This window comes from Actinotignum sp. usb-actsch-213, assembly GCF_059085665.1.
In genome coordinates, this window is record NZ_JBHNSQ010000051.1 from 1 (window position 1) to 18,724 (window position 18,724).

The 18,724-nt window shown below is 63.0% G+C and carries 13 protein-coding genes; 3 read left to right on the forward strand and 10 right to left on the reverse strand.

The window, feature by feature from the left end; genetic code table 11:
• Positions 1-73: 73 nt before the first annotated feature.
• The 4 genes from glgB to AC5RK6_RS06120 form a co-directional block, all read right to left on the reverse strand.
• Positions 74-2,410 carry a 1,4-alpha-glucan branching protein GlgB gene (gene glgB, locus AC5RK6_RS06105; protein ID WP_320757365.1) on the reverse strand — a complete coding sequence of 779 codons (2,337 nt, stop codon included), beginning with the start codon at positions 2,408-2,410 and terminating at the stop codon, positions 74-76.
• Between the two features lie 288 nt (positions 2,411-2,698).
• Positions 2,699-4,153 carry a hypothetical protein gene (locus tag AC5RK6_RS06110; protein ID WP_320757364.1) on the reverse strand — a complete coding sequence of 485 codons (1,455 nt, stop codon included), beginning with the start codon at positions 4,151-4,153 and terminating at the stop codon, positions 2,699-2,701.
• A complete protein-coding gene (gene treS / locus AC5RK6_RS06115) occupies positions 4,150-6,057 on the reverse strand; it encodes a maltose alpha-D-glucosyltransferase (RefSeq protein ID WP_320757363.1) in 1,908 nt (635 codons plus the stop codon). Before treS ends, AC5RK6_RS06110 begins: the two co-directional genes overlap by 4 nt.
• Positions 6,058-6,061: 4 nt before the next feature.
• Positions 6,062-8,089 carry an alpha-1,4-glucan--maltose-1-phosphate maltosyltransferase gene (locus tag AC5RK6_RS06120; protein WP_320757362.1) on the reverse strand — a complete coding sequence of 676 codons (2,028 nt, stop codon included), beginning with the start codon at positions 8,087-8,089 and terminating at the stop codon, positions 6,062-6,064.
• Between the two features lie 64 nt (positions 8,090-8,153).
• On the opposite strand from AC5RK6_RS06120, the gene AC5RK6_RS06125 reads away from it, so the two are divergent.
• On the forward strand, positions 8,154-8,588 hold the full coding sequence (locus tag AC5RK6_RS06125; protein WP_320757361.1) for a hypothetical protein: 435 nt from the start codon (positions 8,154-8,156) through the stop codon (positions 8,586-8,588).
• Positions 8,589-8,845: 257 nt separating this feature from the next.
• On the opposite strand, the gene trpS is transcribed toward AC5RK6_RS06125, so the two are convergent.
• Positions 8,846-9,946: a tryptophan--tRNA ligase gene (gene trpS, locus AC5RK6_RS06130; RefSeq protein ID WP_274736164.1), complete on the reverse strand. Its 1,101-nt coding sequence runs from the start codon at positions 9,944-9,946 to the stop codon at positions 8,846-8,848.
• A 186-nt stretch (positions 9,947-10,132) separates the two neighbouring features.
• The gene (gene glgX / locus AC5RK6_RS06135) at positions 10,133-12,367 is read right to left on the reverse strand and encodes a glycogen debranching protein GlgX (RefSeq protein ID WP_320757360.1); all 2,235 of its coding nucleotides are present in this window, start codon (positions 12,365-12,367) and stop codon (positions 10,133-10,135) included.
• A gap of 106 nt (positions 12,368-12,473) precedes the next feature.
• On the opposite strand from glgX, the gene nudC reads away from it, so the two are divergent.
• Complete coding sequence (gene nudC / locus AC5RK6_RS06140) at positions 12,474-13,439, forward strand: NAD(+) diphosphatase (protein WP_435730963.1); 966 nt, start codon at positions 12,474-12,476, stop codon at positions 13,437-13,439.
• Between the two features lie 81 nt (positions 13,440-13,520).
• Here nudC and AC5RK6_RS06145 read toward each other — a convergent pair whose 3' ends face one another.
• Positions 13,521-13,778: a mycoredoxin gene (locus AC5RK6_RS06145; RefSeq protein ID WP_320757358.1), complete on the reverse strand. Its 258-nt coding sequence runs from the start codon at positions 13,776-13,778 to the stop codon at positions 13,521-13,523.
• A gap of 104 nt (positions 13,779-13,882) precedes the next feature.
• Here AC5RK6_RS06145 and AC5RK6_RS06150 point away from each other — a divergent pair, with 104 nt between their 5' ends.
• Positions 13,883-15,877 carry an ATP-dependent helicase gene (locus AC5RK6_RS06150; protein WP_320757357.1) on the forward strand — a complete coding sequence of 665 codons (1,995 nt, stop codon included), beginning with the start codon at positions 13,883-13,885 and terminating at the stop codon, positions 15,875-15,877.
• A gap of 28 nt (positions 15,878-15,905) precedes the next feature.
• Here AC5RK6_RS06150 and AC5RK6_RS06155 read toward each other — a convergent pair whose 3' ends face one another.
• From AC5RK6_RS06155 to AC5RK6_RS06165, 3 genes are read right to left on the reverse strand one after another with little or no spacing between them, the layout of a single operon-like run.
• On the reverse strand, positions 15,906-16,955 hold the full coding sequence (locus AC5RK6_RS06155; RefSeq protein WP_320757356.1) for a hypothetical protein: 1,050 nt from the start codon (positions 16,953-16,955) through the stop codon (positions 15,906-15,908).
• Positions 16,952-17,098, reverse strand: a complete 147-nt coding sequence (locus AC5RK6_RS06160; RefSeq protein WP_320757355.1) for a hypothetical protein — start codon at positions 17,096-17,098, stop codon at positions 16,952-16,954. Before AC5RK6_RS06160 ends, AC5RK6_RS06155 begins: the two co-directional genes overlap by 4 nt.
• Before the next feature lie 20 nt (positions 17,099-17,118).
• Positions 17,119-18,714 (reverse strand): zinc-dependent metalloprotease, encoded by a 1,596-nt coding sequence (locus AC5RK6_RS06165; RefSeq protein ID WP_320757354.1) that lies wholly within the window; start codon positions 18,712-18,714, stop codon positions 17,119-17,121.
• Positions 18,715-18,724 lie beyond the last annotated feature (10 nt).

An 18,724-nucleotide genomic window follows, 5' to 3' on the forward strand; every position in this document is an offset into this window, starting at 1 on the left:
GGCGCCGCCGCGAGGTGCCGCGAAAGAGCTAGTACGCGGCACGCGCTGAGGCGGCTGCTCTAAGGCGATCGCTTTATGCGGCTGCGGCTGCCTCGGATTCCTCCGCTTCGGCCTCGCGATTCACGGATGTTTCGGTTTCGGTGTGGTCGGCGGCGGCTGGGTCGCGATCTGCGCCCGCGCCAATACCCGCGAGTTCTGCGCCCGCGTCCGCGCCGGCGGTATCAACACCCGCAACTTCTTCCTCCGGCGCGTGGTGCAGGTAGACCACCCCGAGCGGCGGCAGCTGCACGGGTGCCGAATAGGGCCGGCCGTTCCAGCCGACCTCCTCCGCGTGGACCTCCCCGAGATTGCCCACCCCGGAACCGCCGTATTCCACCGCGTCCGTATTGAGGACTTCCTTCCAGGTGCCTCCAGCCGGCAAACCGATGCGGTAATCGTGGTGGGGGATACCCGCGAAATTACAGGCCACCACAATGATGTCCTTACCGTCGGCGGAGCGCCGCAGGAAGGTAATGACGTTATTATCAGCGTCCGATCCGTCAATCCACTCGAATCCGTGCGGGGTGAAATCATCACTCCACAGGGCCGGGTGATCCACGTAGATCTCGTTGAGCCTTTTGACAAGGGACAAGATGCCATCGTGTTCGGGCTGGTCGGTTAGCCACCAGTCGAGAGATGCGTCGTCGTTCCATTCGCGGATCTGCCCGAATTCCTGGCCCATGAACAGTAGCTGCTTACCCGGATGCGCCCACTGGTAAGCGAGCAATTCGCGCACGCCGGCGCGCTTTTGCCAGTCGTCCCCGGGCATCTTTTGGTAGAGCGAGCCCTTGCCGTGCACCACTTCGTCGTGGCTGAGGGGTAGCAGGTAGTTCTCCGAATAGGCGTAGACCATGGAGAAAGTGATTTCCCCGTGGTGCCAGCGCCGATTGACCGGTTCTTCCTCGAAGTAGCGGATGGTGTCATTCATCCAGCCCATATTCCACTTGAGGCCGAAGCCGAGCCCGCCGCTATCCGTCATCGCCGTGACGCCCGGCCAGGAGGTGGATTCTTCCGCGATCATCATGACGCCGGGGTTGCGCCGGTAGGCGGTGGCGGTGACTTCCTGAAGGAAGGAAATCGCCTCGAGGTTTTCCCGGCCACCGTAAATATTGGGCTGCCATTGCCCGGCTTCCCGGGAGTAGTCCAGGTAGAGCAGGGAGGCCACGGCGTCCGCGCGGATGCCGTCGAAATGGAATTCTTCCAGCCAGTACAGCGCATTGGCGACCAGGAAGTTCCGCACTTCGCGGCGCCCGAAATCGAAGACCAGGGTGCCCCAATCCGGATGCGAGCCGCGCTGCGGATTCGGATCCTCGTAAAGCGCCTGGCCGTCGAAACGGGCCAGCGCCCACTCGTCGGTGGCGAAATGCGCGGGAACCCAGTCGGTAATCACCCCGATCCCGGCCTGATGCAGCCGGTCAATGAGGTAGCGCAGATCATCGGGGGTACCGTAGCGGGAGGTGGGGGCGTAGTACCCGGTCACCTGGTAGCCCCACGAGGGCGTGAAAGGATGCTCCGCGACCGGCATGAATTCCACGTGGGTGAAGCCGCAGTACTTGACGTGCCCGATGAGCTGGTCGGCGAGCTCCCGGTAAGAAAGCCCCTTGCGCCACGAACCCAGGTGGACTTCGTAAATGGAAACCGGCCCGGACGCCGGATCGGTACGCTGGGCCATCCAAGCGTCGTCGTTCCATTCGTAAGTGGATTCGGTGACGATGGAGGCGGTGGACGGCGCGGTTTCACTGTAGCGAGCCATGGGGTCGGCCTTCTGGTGCCAGCTCAGATCCTTGTACTGGATCTCAAACTTGTAGCGCGCCCCCGCGCCGGCGCCCGGTACGAAGAGTTCCCACAGCCCTGAGCTGCCCAGGGAGCGCATCGCGTGCAGGGAACCATCCCAGCCGTTGAAATCACCGACCACCCGCACGGCGAGCGCATTGGGAGCCCATACCGAGAATGCCACGCCCGTCACGTCCCCGAGGACCGAGGGGAAATGGCGCACATGCGCGCCCAATGCGTTCCACAATTCTTCGTGGCGCCCCTCCGAAATGAGGTAAATATCGGTTTCACCCAGGGTTGGCAGGAAACGGTACGGGTCATCCCCGCGGCTTTCCACACCCCCGTAGGAGGCCACCACCCGGTAGTCGGGCACGTTGGGGGTATCGAGCACCGCGCGCCAAATCCCGTTGTATTCGTGCACGGCCGGCACCCGCCCGTCCAGCGTTTCAATAAATACCGCATCAGCGAGCCGCCGAATGGTGCGAATCGTGACGGTGCTGCCGTTGGAATGGGGCCCGAGGACATCGTGGGGTGCGTAGTACCAACCCTTGGAAACAGCCTCGAGCGTGCCTTCATCAACTTCTACGTAATCAGACATGTGTGCCTCTCTGCACGATGGAGCGTAGGCGGTCAGAGCGGGAAACCACCCGCGCGCGCCGGTGATGTGCTGTGTCCTGCCAAGCGGTATCGCGGAATTTCCGGGAAGTACCGCGCGACTATCTACATCTCCCAGGATACCTGAAAGATGCGCGATCTCGGGCCGCGGGCGCCTGCCGTGGACAGCGCGCGGGCCGGGTGCGGGGAGCTTGCGGGCGCGGGTGGTGGCGTGTCAAGGGCGACGACGCCGCAGCCCGCCGCGGCCGCGGCGGGCTGACCTGCTGATCTGCTAGTTCTCGAGCAGGCGGTGGACTCCGCCCAGGGGCAGATCGATCCAGTCCGGGCGCTGATTGACCTCGTAGACAACTTCGTAAAGTGCCTTGTCGAGAAGGAGGGCTCGCAGCAGGGGCCGGTGCTCGGAGGGAATGTCGCCGTAGCCGGCCAGGAATGCGCCTTCGGCGGCTCGGGTCCAGGCACGCATGCGAGCAGCGGGCTGTCCATCGCGTTCGCCCTGGCCACCGGCGTAATCGAAGGAGCGCAGCATGCCGGCCACATCGCGCAGGGCGAGGTCGGGGGTGACACGCTCGGAGAGTGGCCGCAGGGGCTCACCTTCAAAATCGAGGGCCACCCAGCCGCGCCCGGGGACATCCACGACCTGCCCCAGGTGATAATCTCCGTGAATGCGCTGGAGGGCCGGCCAGGGGGTGGCTGCGGCAGCGGCGAAAACTGCGGTGATGTGCGCGCTGTGGTTTTCCAGCTCCGGGACTGCCGCCAGGGCGGCGCGGGCGCGGGACTGCCAGCTGGCCAGCTGCGCTTCGCGCAGCTGCGGCGTCGCCGCGATGGTGCCGAGTCGGGTGGCGAGCGCGGTGTGGAACGCGCGGGTCAGGGCTCCCAGCTCGCGGATACGCTCAGCGAAATCGCCCAGTAGCGCGGCGGCTTGATCCGGCGCGGCGGGCGGGCAATTCGGCGCGGGCATATCCGCGGCAGCAGTCGAAGTATCCGGGCCGGGCGAATCCGCGGCGGGGAAGGAACTCGTGACCACGCGCCAGGCGTCGTGGGCACCGGTGAGGAATTCCTGCGCCACCAGCACATCGCTGCCCGCTGCGGCCGGGCCACCCACGAGCGCTGCCGAACCCCATTGCGCGGGGACTGTGCCGGTATCCGAAAGCGCGGCCTGCAATTCCACATCCGGGTTCGCCCCCGGGCTCAGCACCCGAAACAGCTTGATAATGAGGGGCACGGTGCTGGTCTGGTAAATAATCGAGCTATTGGATTGCTCGCCGCTCAGCGGTCGGGCACTGCGGTAGCTGCCCGGGAAGCCGGCCGGACGGGTGACCAGGTGGAGGGTGCTCGCGCCGGGCCGGTTACCCGCGTTGCTGGCCGCCGGGGACTTGATGCTAGGTTTGCTGCCCGGCTGGCCCGTGGCAGCCTCGAAGAGGAAATGCTGACCGGCAGGATGCGTCGTCGCATCGAAAATAACGTGGCCGCGGGCGCGGGTAACCAGGGCGGTTTTGCTAGGGAAGGGTGCGGCTGGCACCACGGTATCGGGGGCAAGGAGCAGCGGGACGTTATAAAGCACGGTCCCGGCTTCGATAATGCACCAGGTGAGGGTGAAGGACTCTGCTCCGCACGCAAAGTCGGCACGGGCGCGCAGGTAGAGCGGGTGGGGTTTGCCCCGGTACCAGCGCCGGGCGTGCATCCACGACTCAAGTTCCGGCATCTGCTCACCGATATCCCAGCTCACGCTACGCTCCCTTCGTCACGCGCTGCGCTGTCCGCAGTGGCGGGCGTTTCCGCAGGTGCCACTCCCGCAGGTGCCGCTCCCGCAGGAGCCGGCAGCGCCGCATCCACCTGCGCCGGGCGGGATAGCGCCGCGAAGTCCACCTGCTCTCCGCTTTCTTCCGCTCGTGCGCCCTCTACCGGGCCGGGCTGCGCCTGTCCGGGTGCATCCAGTTTGAGCCAGAAGAAATCACGGCTGCCCAGCGTTACGTCGTAGCTACCATCGGCGCGAACCTCCGGGAAACCGGCCCCGCCAAATACATCCGTGGCCAACCAGCCGGCGTAATCAGGCAGCTCAATGCGCCCGGCACGCGGGGTATTGGCCAGGTTCATGATGCAGAGGATGGTCTCCTCCGGGCAGGAACGGGTGAAAGCGAGGATCGCGTCATTATTCGCTTCACGCAGCACAAAATCACCCGAGCCCATGGCCGGGTGCCCGCGCCGCACCTCTAGAATCCCGTGAACCCAGTGGAGCAGCGAAGCCGGCTGTGCCAGCTGCGATTCCACGTTGACCGCCTGGTAGTTATAGGACAGCGAAGTAATAGCCGGCAGGTAGAGCTGACCCGGATCCGCGGTGGAAAAACCGGCGTTGCGATCCGGACTCCACTGCATGGGGGTGCGCACGCCGTCACGATCAGGCAACCAGATATTGTCGCCCATCCCGATTTCGTCCCCGTAGTAGAGGTAGGGCGAGCCGGGCAGGGAAAGTAGCAGTGCGTGCGCCAGCTCAATTTCCGCCCGGGAATTCCCCAGCAGTGGGGCGAGGCGGCGGCGGATCCCCACGTTGGCTCGCATGCGCGGATCATCGGCATACCAGCCGTACATGAGGGCACGTTCCTCCGTGCTCACCATTTCCAGGGTGAGTTCATCGTGATTACGCAAGAAAGTACCCCACTGGGCCCCGGCCGGAATCGCGGGCGTGCGCTCCAGAATCTCCCGGATCGCGGTGGCACGCTGGTCGCGCAAGGCGTAATAGATACGCGGCATCACGGGGAAGTGGAAGCACATGTGGCACTCGGGCGCTTCTTCCGTCCCGAAATATTCGACGACGTCTTCCGGCCACTGATTAGCTTCCGCCAGCAACAGCGTGCCGGGAAATTCCTCGTCGAGGACCCGGCGCACCTTCGCGATAAACGCGTGCGTTTCCGGAAGGTTTTCGCAATTCGTACCTTCCCGCTCATAGAGGTAGGGGATAGCGTCCAAGCGCAGCCCGTCTACCCCCAGTTCGCACCAGAAACGGAAAACGTTGAGGACCGCCTCGTGCACCTTGGGATTATCGAAATTCAAATCCGGCTGGTGGGAGAAGAAACGATGCCAGAAATACTGTTTGCGCACCGGGTCGAAAGTCCAATTCGATACCTCGGTGTCCACAAAAATAATTCGGGCATCCTCATATTTTTTATCGGTATCTGACCACACGTAGAAATCCCCGTAGGGCCCTTCCGGATTCGCGCGGGAGGATTGGAACCACGGGTGATCCGCGGAGGTGTGGTTGATAACAATATCGATAATCACGCGGATGCCGCGCCGGTGGGCCTGATCGATAAGCTCCCGAAAATCATCCATCGTGCCGTAGCGGGGATCCACGGCGGTGTAATCGGCAACATCGTACCCGCCGTCCCGCCCCGGGGAGGGGTAGAACGGCGGGATCCAGATACAGTCGATCCCCAGCCACTGGATGTAATCGAGGTGCGCGATAAGGCCGCGAATATCACCGACGCCATCAGCATCGGTATCCCCAAAAGCCTTGAGCAGAACCTCGTAAAACACCGCGTGGCGGTACCACTCCGGATCATCGCTGAGCCCGCGGTATTCGGACTGGGCGACGCGAGGCCCGGACGTGGCCGCATTGAGGGAAGGAAGGGACATGCAATCAGGCCTTTACCGAGAGGATATGCGCCGGGGTAGTGAAGGGATTGAGGCGTACGAAAGGCCGGTTATTCCACTGGAAGTGCCCGCCGCCCAGCTCATCCACCACCTCAATATGCTCGGGCGCGTCGCCCCGCGGTAGGCCGCTAGCATCGAAGGTACCGAAAGCGGACATATCCAGAGAGATCTCCGCTTCCTGGGTGGTGTGCGGGTCGAGATTGAGCACCACAATCACCCGGTCCGCGGTTCCCGAAGGAGTTTCCTCCGGGCGCGCCACCTTCGTGAAGCACAAAATATTCGGGTTCGACGTGGGATTAATGGTGATCCCGCGCAGGCGCTGGAAGGCCACGTGCTCCTTGCGGATCTCATTGAGACGGGTGAGAAGCCCTTGGATACCGTAGGGGTCGCGGCTGTAATCCCGCGGGCGGTATTCGTACTTCTCGTTATTATTCATTTCTTCAAAGCTGCCGCGCGGCTCCGATTCCACGAATTCATACCCGGAGTAAATCCCGTATGTGGGCGAGCCCGTTGCCGCCAAAATCGCGCGGATTTTCCACCCGTTCGGGCCGGAATGCTGCAGGTAGGGGGTGAGGATATCGTGCGTCGTCGGCCAGAAAGTGGGACGCAACATCGCATCCGATTCCCGGCCCACCTCCCACAGGTAGTCCTCGATTTCCTTCTTTTCATTACGCCACGCGAAGTAGCAGTAGGACTGGTGGAAGCCTACCGCGCCCAGGCCCCGCATCATCGGCGGGGCGGTGAAAGCCTCGGCCAGGAAAATAACCTCCGGGTGAGTCTGGCGGAATTCGGCCAGGAGCCGCTGCCAGAAACTCACCGGCTTGGTGTGCGGATTATCCACCCGGAACAGCGTAACCCCGTGCGAAACCCACGTTTCCAGCACGCCCTTGACCGCCTGGTAGATGCCTTCCGGATCATCATCAAAATTGAGCGGGTAAATATCCTGGTACTTCTTCGGGGGATTTTCCGCGAAAGCGATGGTACCGTCCGGGCGATGCAAGAACCACTCGGGATGTTCGTGTAGCCACGGGTGATCCGGGGAGCATTGCAGCGCAATATCGAGGGCAACTTCCATGCCCAGATCCCGGGCGGCGGCCACAAAAGCATCGAAATCCTCGAAAGTGCCCAGATCCGGGTGGATGGCGTCATGCCCGCCCGCCTCACTGCCGATAGCGTAGGGGGAGCCGGGTTCACCGGGCTGGGCGATCAGCGAATTATTCTTCCCCTTACGATCGGTCAGGCCAATCGGGCTAATCGGAGTCAGGTACACCACGTCAAAGCCCATGGAGGCGATGCGCGGCAGATCTTCGGCTGCGGTGCGCAGGGTCCCGGAATGCCAGGTGCCTTCGTCGTCGCGCCACGCTCCTACCGAGCGCGGGAACATTTCGTACCACGCGCCGTGCAGGGCCAGTTCGCGGTCCACGGCGAGGGGGAAGCGCGCCGATTCACTCACGAAATCACGCACCGGATAGCGGTGGATAATATCTTCGACGACGCTGGAGGTTACGGCCGCGAAACGTACCGAAGCCGGGATGGACTTTTTTCGAACGACGTCGATAGCATCATTAATCGCCGGCCGGTCTTGTGAGCCGCGCGGCAGCAACTTCGCCACCCTCTTGAGTAGCTGCTCGGCTTCGAGGAACACCAGGTCAATATCCTGGCCGACCGGGAGTTTCGTTTCGGCGGTATGACGCCAGGTGGCCAAGGGATCCGACCACGAACGCACGAAGAAAGCCCAATCGCCAGGCGCGGTGGGGGTGAGCCAGCCTTCGTAACGCCCCAGGCCCGGGCGTACCAAGACCATGGGAGCGCTCTGAACTTCGCGACCTTGCGGATCAACAAGGACGGCTTCGCAGCCGAAAAGATCGTGCCCTTCACGCCATACGGTGGCCTGCACGGGGAAAGCTTCGTTGACGGTTCCCTTAGCTGCCAACGAGCCGTTTTGCACGCACGGGGTTACATCCATAATCGGGATGCGGGCGATATTGGCGCGTGGAGCGGGGGCGGGGGCCATGGGAGCCTGCGGGAACGCCGGCGGGTAGCCTTCCGGGTTCGGGCGGCCGTGGGTGGTGGGGGAGGTGGCGACTTTCGCGGTGGCTTCCGCAGGTTTCGCCGCGGTTTTTGTGGTTTTAGCCGTTTTAGCCGTGCTGGTGCTTCGCGTGGATTTCGCGGTGCTGGCCTGGGCGGGGGCTTTTGCCGTTGTGGTGCCCTTTGACGCGCCGGTGGTTTTCGCGGTGCTGCTGCTCTTCGTCGAGCGCCGGGTGGTCGCAGGTTTCTTCGACGCTGCTGCCTTTGTGCCTGCCGGTTTCTTCGTGGCGGCTGGCTTCGCGGCCGCGGGCGTAGTTGCGGGCGTGGCTGCCAGCTTCTTTTCGGGCGTGGGGGCCGAATTCTTCGCGGGCGTCGTCGGTTCAATGGACATGGCTTATCTCCTCGTATCCTCGGGCGACATATGGCGGGCGTGCGCGCAAACGGCAGCGATCCCACGGCTCAAGCGGCGGCGCGCGAGCCGATGATGCGTCTGTGTAAGGATGCTCACAAGCCCAATCCTATTAGGTTTCCGGGCTTCTGGCACACCGGCCCGCGGGGGTGGACGCGTGGCAGGCTGGCTGCGTCGTCGTATATACGAGTCTAGGCACGGCGCACGGGAGGGACTATGTGTTTTCCAAGCTGTACTGCACTTGTTGTACATGCGAAGTACATCTCGGAAAAAGTACCCGGCCTCCCGCGCCCTTTATGAAGTGGCAACACCGGAACCGCGCCCGCCGCGCGGCTAATACACCATCTGGAGTGCCTCACGCACCTCCGCGAGCGTCTTATTGGCGCGCTCATTGGCGATGTCAATGCCCCGGCGCACAATCCCATCTACGTAGCCGGGATCCTTGACGAGCTCGGCGCGCTTAGCCCGGATAGGGGCAAACATCTCATTAATTGATTCGGTGACGATCTTCTTCAGAGTTCCGGCCCCGCCGTCGCCAATTTCATCCGCGATCTCTGCGGCGGGCCGCCCCTGCGCCAGCGAAGCCAGCAGCAGCAGATTCGCCACTTCGGGGCGGTTTTCCGGATCGTAGGTAATATGCCGATCCGAATCCGTGACCGCTTTTTTGATGCGCTTGGCGGTTTCATCCGCGCTCATACCGATTTCGATGGTGTTACCGCGCGATTTGCTCATCTTGGCGCCATCCAGCCCCAAAATAGAGGTGCCTTCGGAAAGCAGGGCTTGCGGGCGCGGGAACACCGGGGTTTCACGCCCGGCCGGGCGGCCGTAGCGAGCCTCAAAACGATCAGCGATCACGCGGGCCTGTTCGAGGTGGGGGAGCTGATCCTTACCCACCGGTACCAGATTGGCTTTGCAGAAAAGAATATCCGCGGCCTGGTGCACCGGGTAGGTGAGCAGTAGCCCGGACAGGGGCCGCCCGCCGGTTGCCTCGTGTTCCGCCTTGACGGTGGGATTGCGACGCAGTTCGGCGTCGGTCACCAAAGACAGGAAGGGGAGCATGAGTTCGTTGAGGCCGGGAATAGCTGAATGCGGGAAAATAACCGCGGCATCCGGGTCGATACCCACCGCGAGGTAATCAGTGGCCAGGGAACGCACCCGCTCCCGGATAGGGCCGGTACCATCGCGATCTGTAATGACCTGAAAATCGGCGATCACAAGCCAGGTTTCCACACCCTTACGCTGTAATTCCACCCGGTTGCGCAGCGAACCGAAATAGTGCCCCAGGTGGAGATTCCCGGTGGGACGATCCCCGGTGAGAACCCGGAATTCCTCCGGAGAAGTAGAGATCTTCTCCTTGATTTTCTCACTCAGGCGCTGCGCATGCGCCAGGGACGCGGCGGACGTGGACCGTTCGAGGGATTCCTCGACACTCATACCTTGCTCCTTCAGTCATACACCCAGACCATGCCCCGTATTTCCCGGAAGCATGCTCTGCTTGTCTATTGTAGGCGCCGCCGCGACAGCTTTTCTTGCGGTTTCCGTTTCGCGGCCACCCGGCCGCGGCCGCGCGCGGTTACGAGGGATGCGGGCGTGTGGGTAGCACGACGGCGCAGCTGCCCGCTACCGCTCCGGATTGGCGAAGTAAAGCTGCATCGTCAGCGGCTCCACCCGGGTGGAGGCCCCGGGCTGGTAGATACGCTCCGAGGAACGCGGGGTGGGCCAGGAAGAATCCCAGGCCAGCGCGAAGGGATTACCACGCCCCTGCGGGAAGCGGATAGGAACGTGATGATTTGAGCCGTTAATGACCACGAGCGCATCGGCGTCGCGCTCAGAACCGGAACGCAGCATTTGCAGCAAGCGATTCGAAGGATCGAACCACCGGTGCTCGGGCATCGGTTCACCGGTATCCGCAAACCACTGTAAATCGGGGATGTGATCGCGCCCGGAGGGCGATTCGGTGTAGAACATGCTCGGGCGCAAGACGCGGTGCTCGGAACGCAAACGGAAAAGATACGCCACGGTTGCCTGTAGCTCGCGCTGCCATTCTTCGTGATCCCAATCTAGCCAGGACACGTGATTGTCCTGGCAGTAGGCGTTGTTATTCCCGAATTTCGTATCGGCAAATTCGTCGCCGCCGTAGAGCATAGGCACCCCGGCGCTGAAAACTAGCGTGCCGATGAGGTTGCGCATGGTCCGCGTACGCGCGCTGAGCACGTTTTCGGGAAGCGGGGCGGTGTCGCTGCCTTCGCCTTCCACCCCGTGATTCCACGAGCGGTTGTTATCGGTGCCGTCCCGCCCGTTTTCTCCGTTGGCTTCATTGTGTTTGGAATCGTAGGAGACCAGGTCGTAGAGGCTAAAACCGTCGTGCGCGGTAATGAAATTGACGGAGGCGAGCGGACCGCGCCCGGAAGGGGAGCGCCCGTGCCCGAACAGGTCGGCGCTGCCGGCCAGGCGCGTTGCCAGATCGCGCAGGTCCCCGCCCAGACCGCCTCCGGCAACTGCCCGCTGATCAGCCACCCAGAACTGCCGGATGGAATCGCGATAGCGGTCATTCCAATCCGCGGTGGGCGGTAAGAAATTGCCGGTTTGCCAGCCGTTCGGCCCCAGATCCCAGGGCTCGTTAATGAGCTTGACGTTGGAGAGAATAGGATCGGTGGCCATGGCCAGGTAGAGGGGATGGTTGGTATCGAAATGATCGCCCCGGCGTGCCAGGGTGGCAGCCAGGTCGAAACGGAATCCATCCACGCCAATATCGCTGACCCAATAGCGCAGCGAATCGAGGGTGAGCTGCAGCACGGGCGTGCGCCGGAAATCCAGAGAATTCCCGGTGCCCGTGGTGTCATAAAACTGACCGGGCTGGTTAGGCACCTGCATGTAATAGGTAGTTTGTCCAAAACCGCGTAGTGAGACGGTTGGCCCGTTTACCCCACCTTCGCAGGTGTGGTTATAGACGACGTCAAGGATGACTTCCAGGCCGGCATCGTGGAGACGCGCCACCATATCGCGCACTTCCTGCAGTACCGCCAAGGGGCCGGCGGCCCGCGCCGTGGCGGTGGCTAGGCTCGGCTCGGGAGCGAAATAAGAGAGGGTGGAATAGCCCCAATAGTTAGTGAGATCACGTTCGGTAAGGAACGGTTCGGACATTTTCGCGTGGATGGGCAGCAGCTCAACGGCCGTCACGCCCAGGGAACGCAAGTAATTCGTGACGATCGGGTGAGCCAGACCGGCGTAGGTACCTCGTAATTCTTCGGGGAGCGCCGCCAGCTGCTGGGTGAGTCCGCGCACGTGCGTTTCGTAGATAACCGTATGGGACCAGGGCGTGTACGGGTGGCGGATATGCGTTTCCGTGGGTGCGGTGACGACGCCGCGGCACATGGCGTCCAGGGAATCGGTATCGTCACGCTGCGGCGGAAGCGGGACGGGATCCAGAGCATCATTAACTTTGTGACCGTACAATTCGGGTCCCAGGCGCGGGGTGCCGGTAATGGCCCGCGCGTAGGGATCAAGAAGGAATTGCGCGGGGTTGAAACGCATCCCGGTATCGGGATTCCACGGGCCGTGGACCCGGTAGCCGTATTCCTGACCGGCGCGCACCCCGGATACATGCCCCACCCAGGTGGTGAAACTCGCGTCCCGATGCAGGGAATAGCGACGCTCGGTCATACCCGAGGCACTGCGGTCAATAAGGCACAGGTCAACCGCGGTCGCGTGCGGAGCCAGGACGGCAAAATCCGCCCCGGTATCGGTGAGGTGCGCCCCCAAACGCACGGGCCGCAACCGGACGGGCAGGGCGCGCTCGGAGGCGCGTGCCACGTACCGAGAAGCGGTCGGGGAAGAAGCCGGTAATGAAGTCACCTTCGTATTGTCGCAAAATATCGGCGTTCGGCAAGAATCCAGAAGAGTGATATTAGAATTTTGGTGGAAGGGTGACCGGCACGGGTCCGGTTCCGGAAGGGGCACGATGGTGGGGTACGACGGCGATTTAATCCTGGCGCGCGGGAATTTGGACCGGGATGAACTTTCCCGCAACGATCCGCAACGCCTGGCGGAATTGGCGGAAAATGCGGGCTATCTGCTTATTTCGGGGTGGGGTGCCGTTCTGGATCATGACGATGCGCCCCTGCTCCTGAGCCGCGCGGAACTCCCGCGCACCACCGTGGATTCCCCGACTGTTTACCTCGGGAAAGTTGCGGGGCGCCCCTATTTTGCGTGCGATCTCACCGCTGTTATCGGGGGCGGACCCACCCGTGATAACCCGGAAGTGGATGCTCCGGGCTACCGGATCGGCTCGCTGCAGAATTACGCACCGTCCTGGAGCGCGGATATGTCCGCTTTGGTCACCGCGGCGGTGGCGATCCTCAATACCTGGCGGGCCACCCGCTGGTGTGCGGTGTGCGGCCAGCGCATCACCGTGGATACCAGCGGGTGGAGCGGGCACTGCCCGGAAGGCCACGTGGTATTTCCGCGCACTGACCCGGCCGTCATTATGGCGGTGCTTGATTCTCAGGATCGCATCCTGCTGGCGCATAATGCGCGCTGGCCGGCCGGGCGCCATTCCGTGCTCGCCGGTTTTGCCGAAGCGGGGGAGTCCCTGGAAGCGGCGGTGCGCCGCGAGGTGCGCGAAGAAGTGGGAGTTCCGCTGGGTGAAATTCGCTATTTCGCCAGCCAGCCCTGGCCCTTCCCGCGTTCCCTCATGATCGCCTACGTGGCGTGGGTGGATCCGCAGGCCGAAGCCCGGGCGGGCGGGGCGGATGCCCTGGTGCGCGTGGACGGGGAAGAAATCGACCACGCGGCCTTTTACAGCATCTCCCAATTAGATGAGGCCCTGCGCGAGGGGAGCCTCACCCTGCCCGGACCTTCTTCGGTTGCCGCGGCTCTTATCACCGATTGGTACGGCCCCGGCATTCGCCCCCATCTGGGTTGGTAGCACGTGGGGCGCACTGGCTCCGGCGCTATTCCGGGGCGGCGCTGCTGCGGGGCGGCGCCGGAGCTGGCTCGAGTGTGAGTCTTAGCTCCCGGAAGAGGCGAGTTTGGCGAGTTTTGCCTGCACTTCTTTCAGGCTCGGATTTGTCAGGGTGGCGCCGTCGGCGAATTCAAGGGTAGGCACCACTTTATTGCCGCCGTTGAGGGAGGCAACCTTAGCGGCCGCGGCCTCATCTTCCTCAATATTCACCGCGTTCCAGGTGATACCGGCCCGCTTGAGCTGGGCAGAAAGGTTACGGCAGTAGCCGCACCAGGGCGTTGTATACATTGTGAAATCAGCCATAGAGCGATCTTAAGGGTGGGGAGGCTCGGCGCGCCACGGGTTTCGATAAGGGGAAAATTTCTGTCGGGAGCGTGTGGCATCCTGAGAGGGCAAGGAGGAACACGATGGATTCACCCGAGGAATTGCTGGAATTTCTGGATCCGGATCAGCGCGCGGTCGCTACCGCATTACGCGGTCCGGTGTGTGTGCGTGCCGGTGCGGGAACCGGAAAAACCAGGGCTATTACCTACCGGATCGCCTACGGGGTGCGCAGCGGGGCCTACGTGCCACAGAACGTGCTGGCGGTTACTTTCACCTCCCGCGCGGCCGGGGAATTGCGTTCGCGTTTGCGGGATCTCGGGGTGGGAGGGGTGCCGGCTCAAACATTCCACGCCGCGGCCTTGCGCCAACTCTCCTACTTCTGGGGAACCGCGGTGGGAGGAACCATCCCGCGGATCACCGAATCGAAATTCGGGCTGGTCTCCCAGGCTGCCGGTCAGATTGGCCTGCCTACCGATAAAGTGAGTATCCGCGATCTCACCGCGGAAATTGAATGGGCCAAAGTATCCATGATTAGCCCGGATAACTACCCGGAAGCCGCCCTGGCCGCCGGGCGCGGGGAAGTCGCCGGCCAGCTCAGTACCGATATTGCACGGCTGGCGAAAACCTATGAAGAAGTCAAAACCGAACGTCGCGTCCTCGATTTTGATGATGTTCTCCTCCTCCTCGTCGGGATCCTGCTGGATCGGGCGGATATCGCCCGCCAGATACGTGAGCAATACCGCCACTTCGTGGTTGATGAATACCAGGATGTGTCCCCCCTCCAGCATCGCCTGTTGCAGCTGTGGCTGGGGGACCGGAAAGATGTGTGCGTCGTCGGGGATGTTTCCCAGACCATTTACTCCTTCGCGGGCGCGTCCTCCTCTTACCTCGCCCGCTTCCAGCAGGAATACCCACGTGCTCGCGTCATTGAACTCACTCGGGATTACCGCTCCACCCCGCAAATCGTGGCGGCTGCGAATACCGTTATTGCCGATGATGTTTCAGAAGGCGCGGTGCGGCTGGTCTCGCAGCGCCGCTCCGGGCGCCCGGTTACGTTCCAGGAGTACGAATCGGATGGGGCGGAAGCCGCCGGAGTCGTGCGCGCTATCCAAGCGCTCGCCGCGGAAGGCACCGCGCTCTCGGAAATAGCCATTCTGTATCGCACCAATGCCCAATCGGCAGAATTTGAGGCAGCGCTATCCAAAGCGGGGGTGTCCTACCAGGTGCGCGGGGCGGAAAAGTTTTTCTCGCGCCGTGATGTACGCGAAGCTATGGTGGCCATGCGCGCTGCGGCGCGCTCCGGGGTACATGGCCCGCTGGCGGATAATGTGCGCACCGTGCTGCGCCAGATGGGATGGCGGGATGAAGCACCGTCCACTGCCGGCTCGGCCCGGGAAAAATGGGAAGCCCTCCACGCTCTCATCACCCTCGCGGAGGATATGGAGGATAGCCGGGATGCCTCTATGGTTGATTTCGTGGTGGAACTGGAAGAACGCGCCGCAACCCAGAACGTTCCCGAATTGGAAGGCGTCACCCTTTCCTCCCTGCACGCCGCCAAGGGCCTGGAATGGGAAGCGGTTTTCTTGGTAGGGATGAGCGAAGGGCTCATGCCCATTTCCCTCGCGAAGAAACCGGCAGCCATTGAAGAAGAACGCCGTCTCCTCTACGTGGGAATCACACGGGCCCAAGAATTTTTGCAGCTTTCCTATGCCGCCTCCTCCGGGCATCGTTCCGGCCGGAAAGTCTCCCGCTTCCTTACCGGGCTGTGGCCGCAACCAGAAGGGGAAGAAACCTCGCGGGCCACCCGCTACCGGCGTCGCTCGCGGGCCGCGGCGGAAGAATTCGCCGCTGACTATCCCGAAGATGTGGCGCTCTTTGAGCAACTCGTAGCCTGGCGGGCTCAACGTGCCCAAACTACCGGCAAACCCGCCTACACAATTTTCCATGACACCACGTTGCGGGCCCTCGCGATAGCAAAACCCCGCAGCATCCACGCCCTCGCCCAGATCAAGGGGGTGGGCGCCACGAAACTTGCTATCTACGGGGAGGAGATCCTCGCCCTGCTGGCCGAACACTGAGTGCGGGCACGCATGGCGGGTAGTGCCCCTAGGCTGCCGCGGGGCCCGTTTCGCAAGAACAACGCTCATGCGAGGAAAGCACAACCCGATAGGGGAAACTGGGCAGTGGTGGCACCACCCACTGCGTTCCCCGAGCGTGTTCCGCCTGCCCACCCAGGGCCAGAAGAGCACCGTGCACCGCGAGAGCTGCCGCGAGGGCAACCCCGGGAGTGAACGGAGCGCTCCCGCGGGTACTAAATACCTGCGGAGCCAGATAACGCCAGGCCGGATCCGCATCCATCGCCGCGAAAAGCAAACACCGGGCACACGGCCCACTCCCCGGAACCACCACCGGGCCCACCCGAATATCAATATCCTCGATATAGGCCAGCAGATAAGGTATACGCTCCATTTCCCACGGGGAACACCGCAGCGGATCCGGTAGCTGCAAAGAAGTCACCAGCGCGAGATCTGGCCTACCGCATCCCGGGGCCGCCGCGACCGGTCTGGACTCCGCGCGATTTGCGTGCCCGGCGGCTGCCCCGCGATTTGCGTGCCCGGCGGCCCGTTCCATTCCCAGCGGCGTGACCTGACAGGCCCCCGCATCAACCTTGATGACCGTAGTTCCCCAGCCACGCTCGCGAAAATAACTCTGAAGAGCCTGGTGCCGCGTGAACGTACGCCAACTCGGCCGCCGGAAAATCGGGTGGTCAGTGCCGTGTGGTCTGCTGGTATCCGAGGTGAGAATATAGCCCAGGCCACCGGCAGCAAGAACCGTACAGATCTCCACCGCCAGGGCATCCAAACGCTCAACGAAAACTGTGCGCCAGGTCAGATCCGGGAAACAGGGCGGGGAAGTGTCAAGCAAGCCGGAATTGCGAAGCGTGCCCAGAAGCGAGCGCGCCCGCTTTTCGCCCACCGCGCGCCGCTCGCACGCATCTAAGAATTCACTTTCCGTACCGACGGATGCTAAGGACGAAACCGCCTGCTGTTCCGCCACAGAAAGCCCCGCCAGCCGCAGCGCCACGCGCGGATCAAGACCGATCTGCACCTCATGCGTATCCGACCAGTACACCCCCAGCGGCGAGCGAATCATCATGAGACCACCTTGATAAGAACCATGGCCTCAGCATAAAAAGCACGCCGCACAAGCGCGAAAGCCCATCCACAGGCACGGGTAATATCCCCAAAGCTGCCCTGGTTATCCACAGCAGGCTCGCTCACCAGGGTGGTGACAGCCACCTCGGGTGACCCGCAAAGAGCTAGCGGTAGTCCCGCGGCTCCTCAGGCCCGGACGTATCGGTATCTTCAGATCCCGCGGTGGGATCGGAAGTGCTCGAGTCCCCGGTGGCCGGGGGTGGCGTCGTCGTACCGAAACCCGGTTCGTGCGGCGCGTTCCCGAAAGGTGTGCCCCCATCACTACTGCTCAACAGTTCCTCGAGGAAAGCGTCCAGCTCCTCATCCAGCGCGGAAGGCTGCGCCTCCGGGGAGAAGAAACCGTCCGGGTTATCCAGGTGCTCGGGTAGCGGCAGCAAATCGGGATGCTTCCAGAGTGCGTCGCGCCCCTCCATTCCGCGCTCGCGGGCAGCGCGCGCCCAGAAAGCTGCCGCCTCGCGCAAACGCCGCGGCGCGATATCGAAACCAACAAGTGGACCAAAAACCCGGTTTGACGGTGCCTCGGTCACCTCGCGGCGCGTGAGAGCCTCCGACAGTTTCATGCTGTGGGGCAGCTGGGCCGCCACCGCGGTGCTCGTAACGGCACTGACCCAGCCGGCCACCAGCGAAACAATATGCTCCAGGCGCTCGAGCGTGGCTTGCTGGGCGGGCGTACGGGTAAAAGCGAAAACTTCATTCATATCCAGCTGGGGCATGTGCCCGGACATGAGCTGTTCGGGATCAAGCTGGAGTTCGCGGACCTTCTCCTCGATGGCATCGGTATCGATGGCGATATCGGCGGCGTACGCTGCAACAGCATCCAGAATTGTGCTGCGCAACCACGGGACCTGGGAGAAGAGCCGGGCCGCGGCCTGTTCGCGCACCGCCACGTAGAGCTCCACTTCGCGCGCGTCCACATCCAAGCCCGCGGCGAACTCGGAGATATTAGCCGGCACCAGCGCGGCCGTTTCGCCCTCCACCAGCGGGAAACCGGCGTCCGCGGTGCCGAAGGAAATCTGGGCCAGCTCCGCGAGCCCCTGGCCGTATTGCATTCCCAGTAACGACGCCGTCATTCCGGAGAGCATCCCCTCGAGCCCGCCGGGAATCCCCCCGAGCATTCCGCCCGAAAGCATCTGGCGCATCTCCTCCGGGGCACGTTCCAGCTGGGAACTAAGAGCCTCGCCGAAAGCCCGCGCGAGGTTCGCACCGACCGGAGCGGTGAGTTTCCGGAAGGTCGGAAGGGAATGAGCAATCCAGTCCAGGCGCGACCACACCTGGTTGGGGCCGCGCGGCGGATCGAAAACCGTGACCGGGTCCAGCCACAAACTCGCCACGTCCATCGCGGAGCGGGCCTGATCACCCGCGGCGGCAGTGGGAAGGCCCGGGCCGGATTTATTCACGGTATCCCGGGCGACCTGCTCTCCGATTTTCCAATTGACCGGCCCCTCACCCGAGGAACCGAGCATGGCGCGAATCTGATTCATCACCAGGCCGATATCAGCTGGCATGCCCGCGCCGGTCCCACCACCCATCCCGGGAAGTCCGGGGAATGCTCCGCCGCTCGTGCCGGTGCCAGTGCTGCTCCCGGACGTTACATCGCCGCCGGGGGCGAGGGAACGCAGGATTTCCTCGGCAGCCTCATCGCCAAGGACCGCCCGCAGCATCTTTTCCCATTCGTCACGCGGCTGTGAATTCTCAGTCATTCTTCTCCTC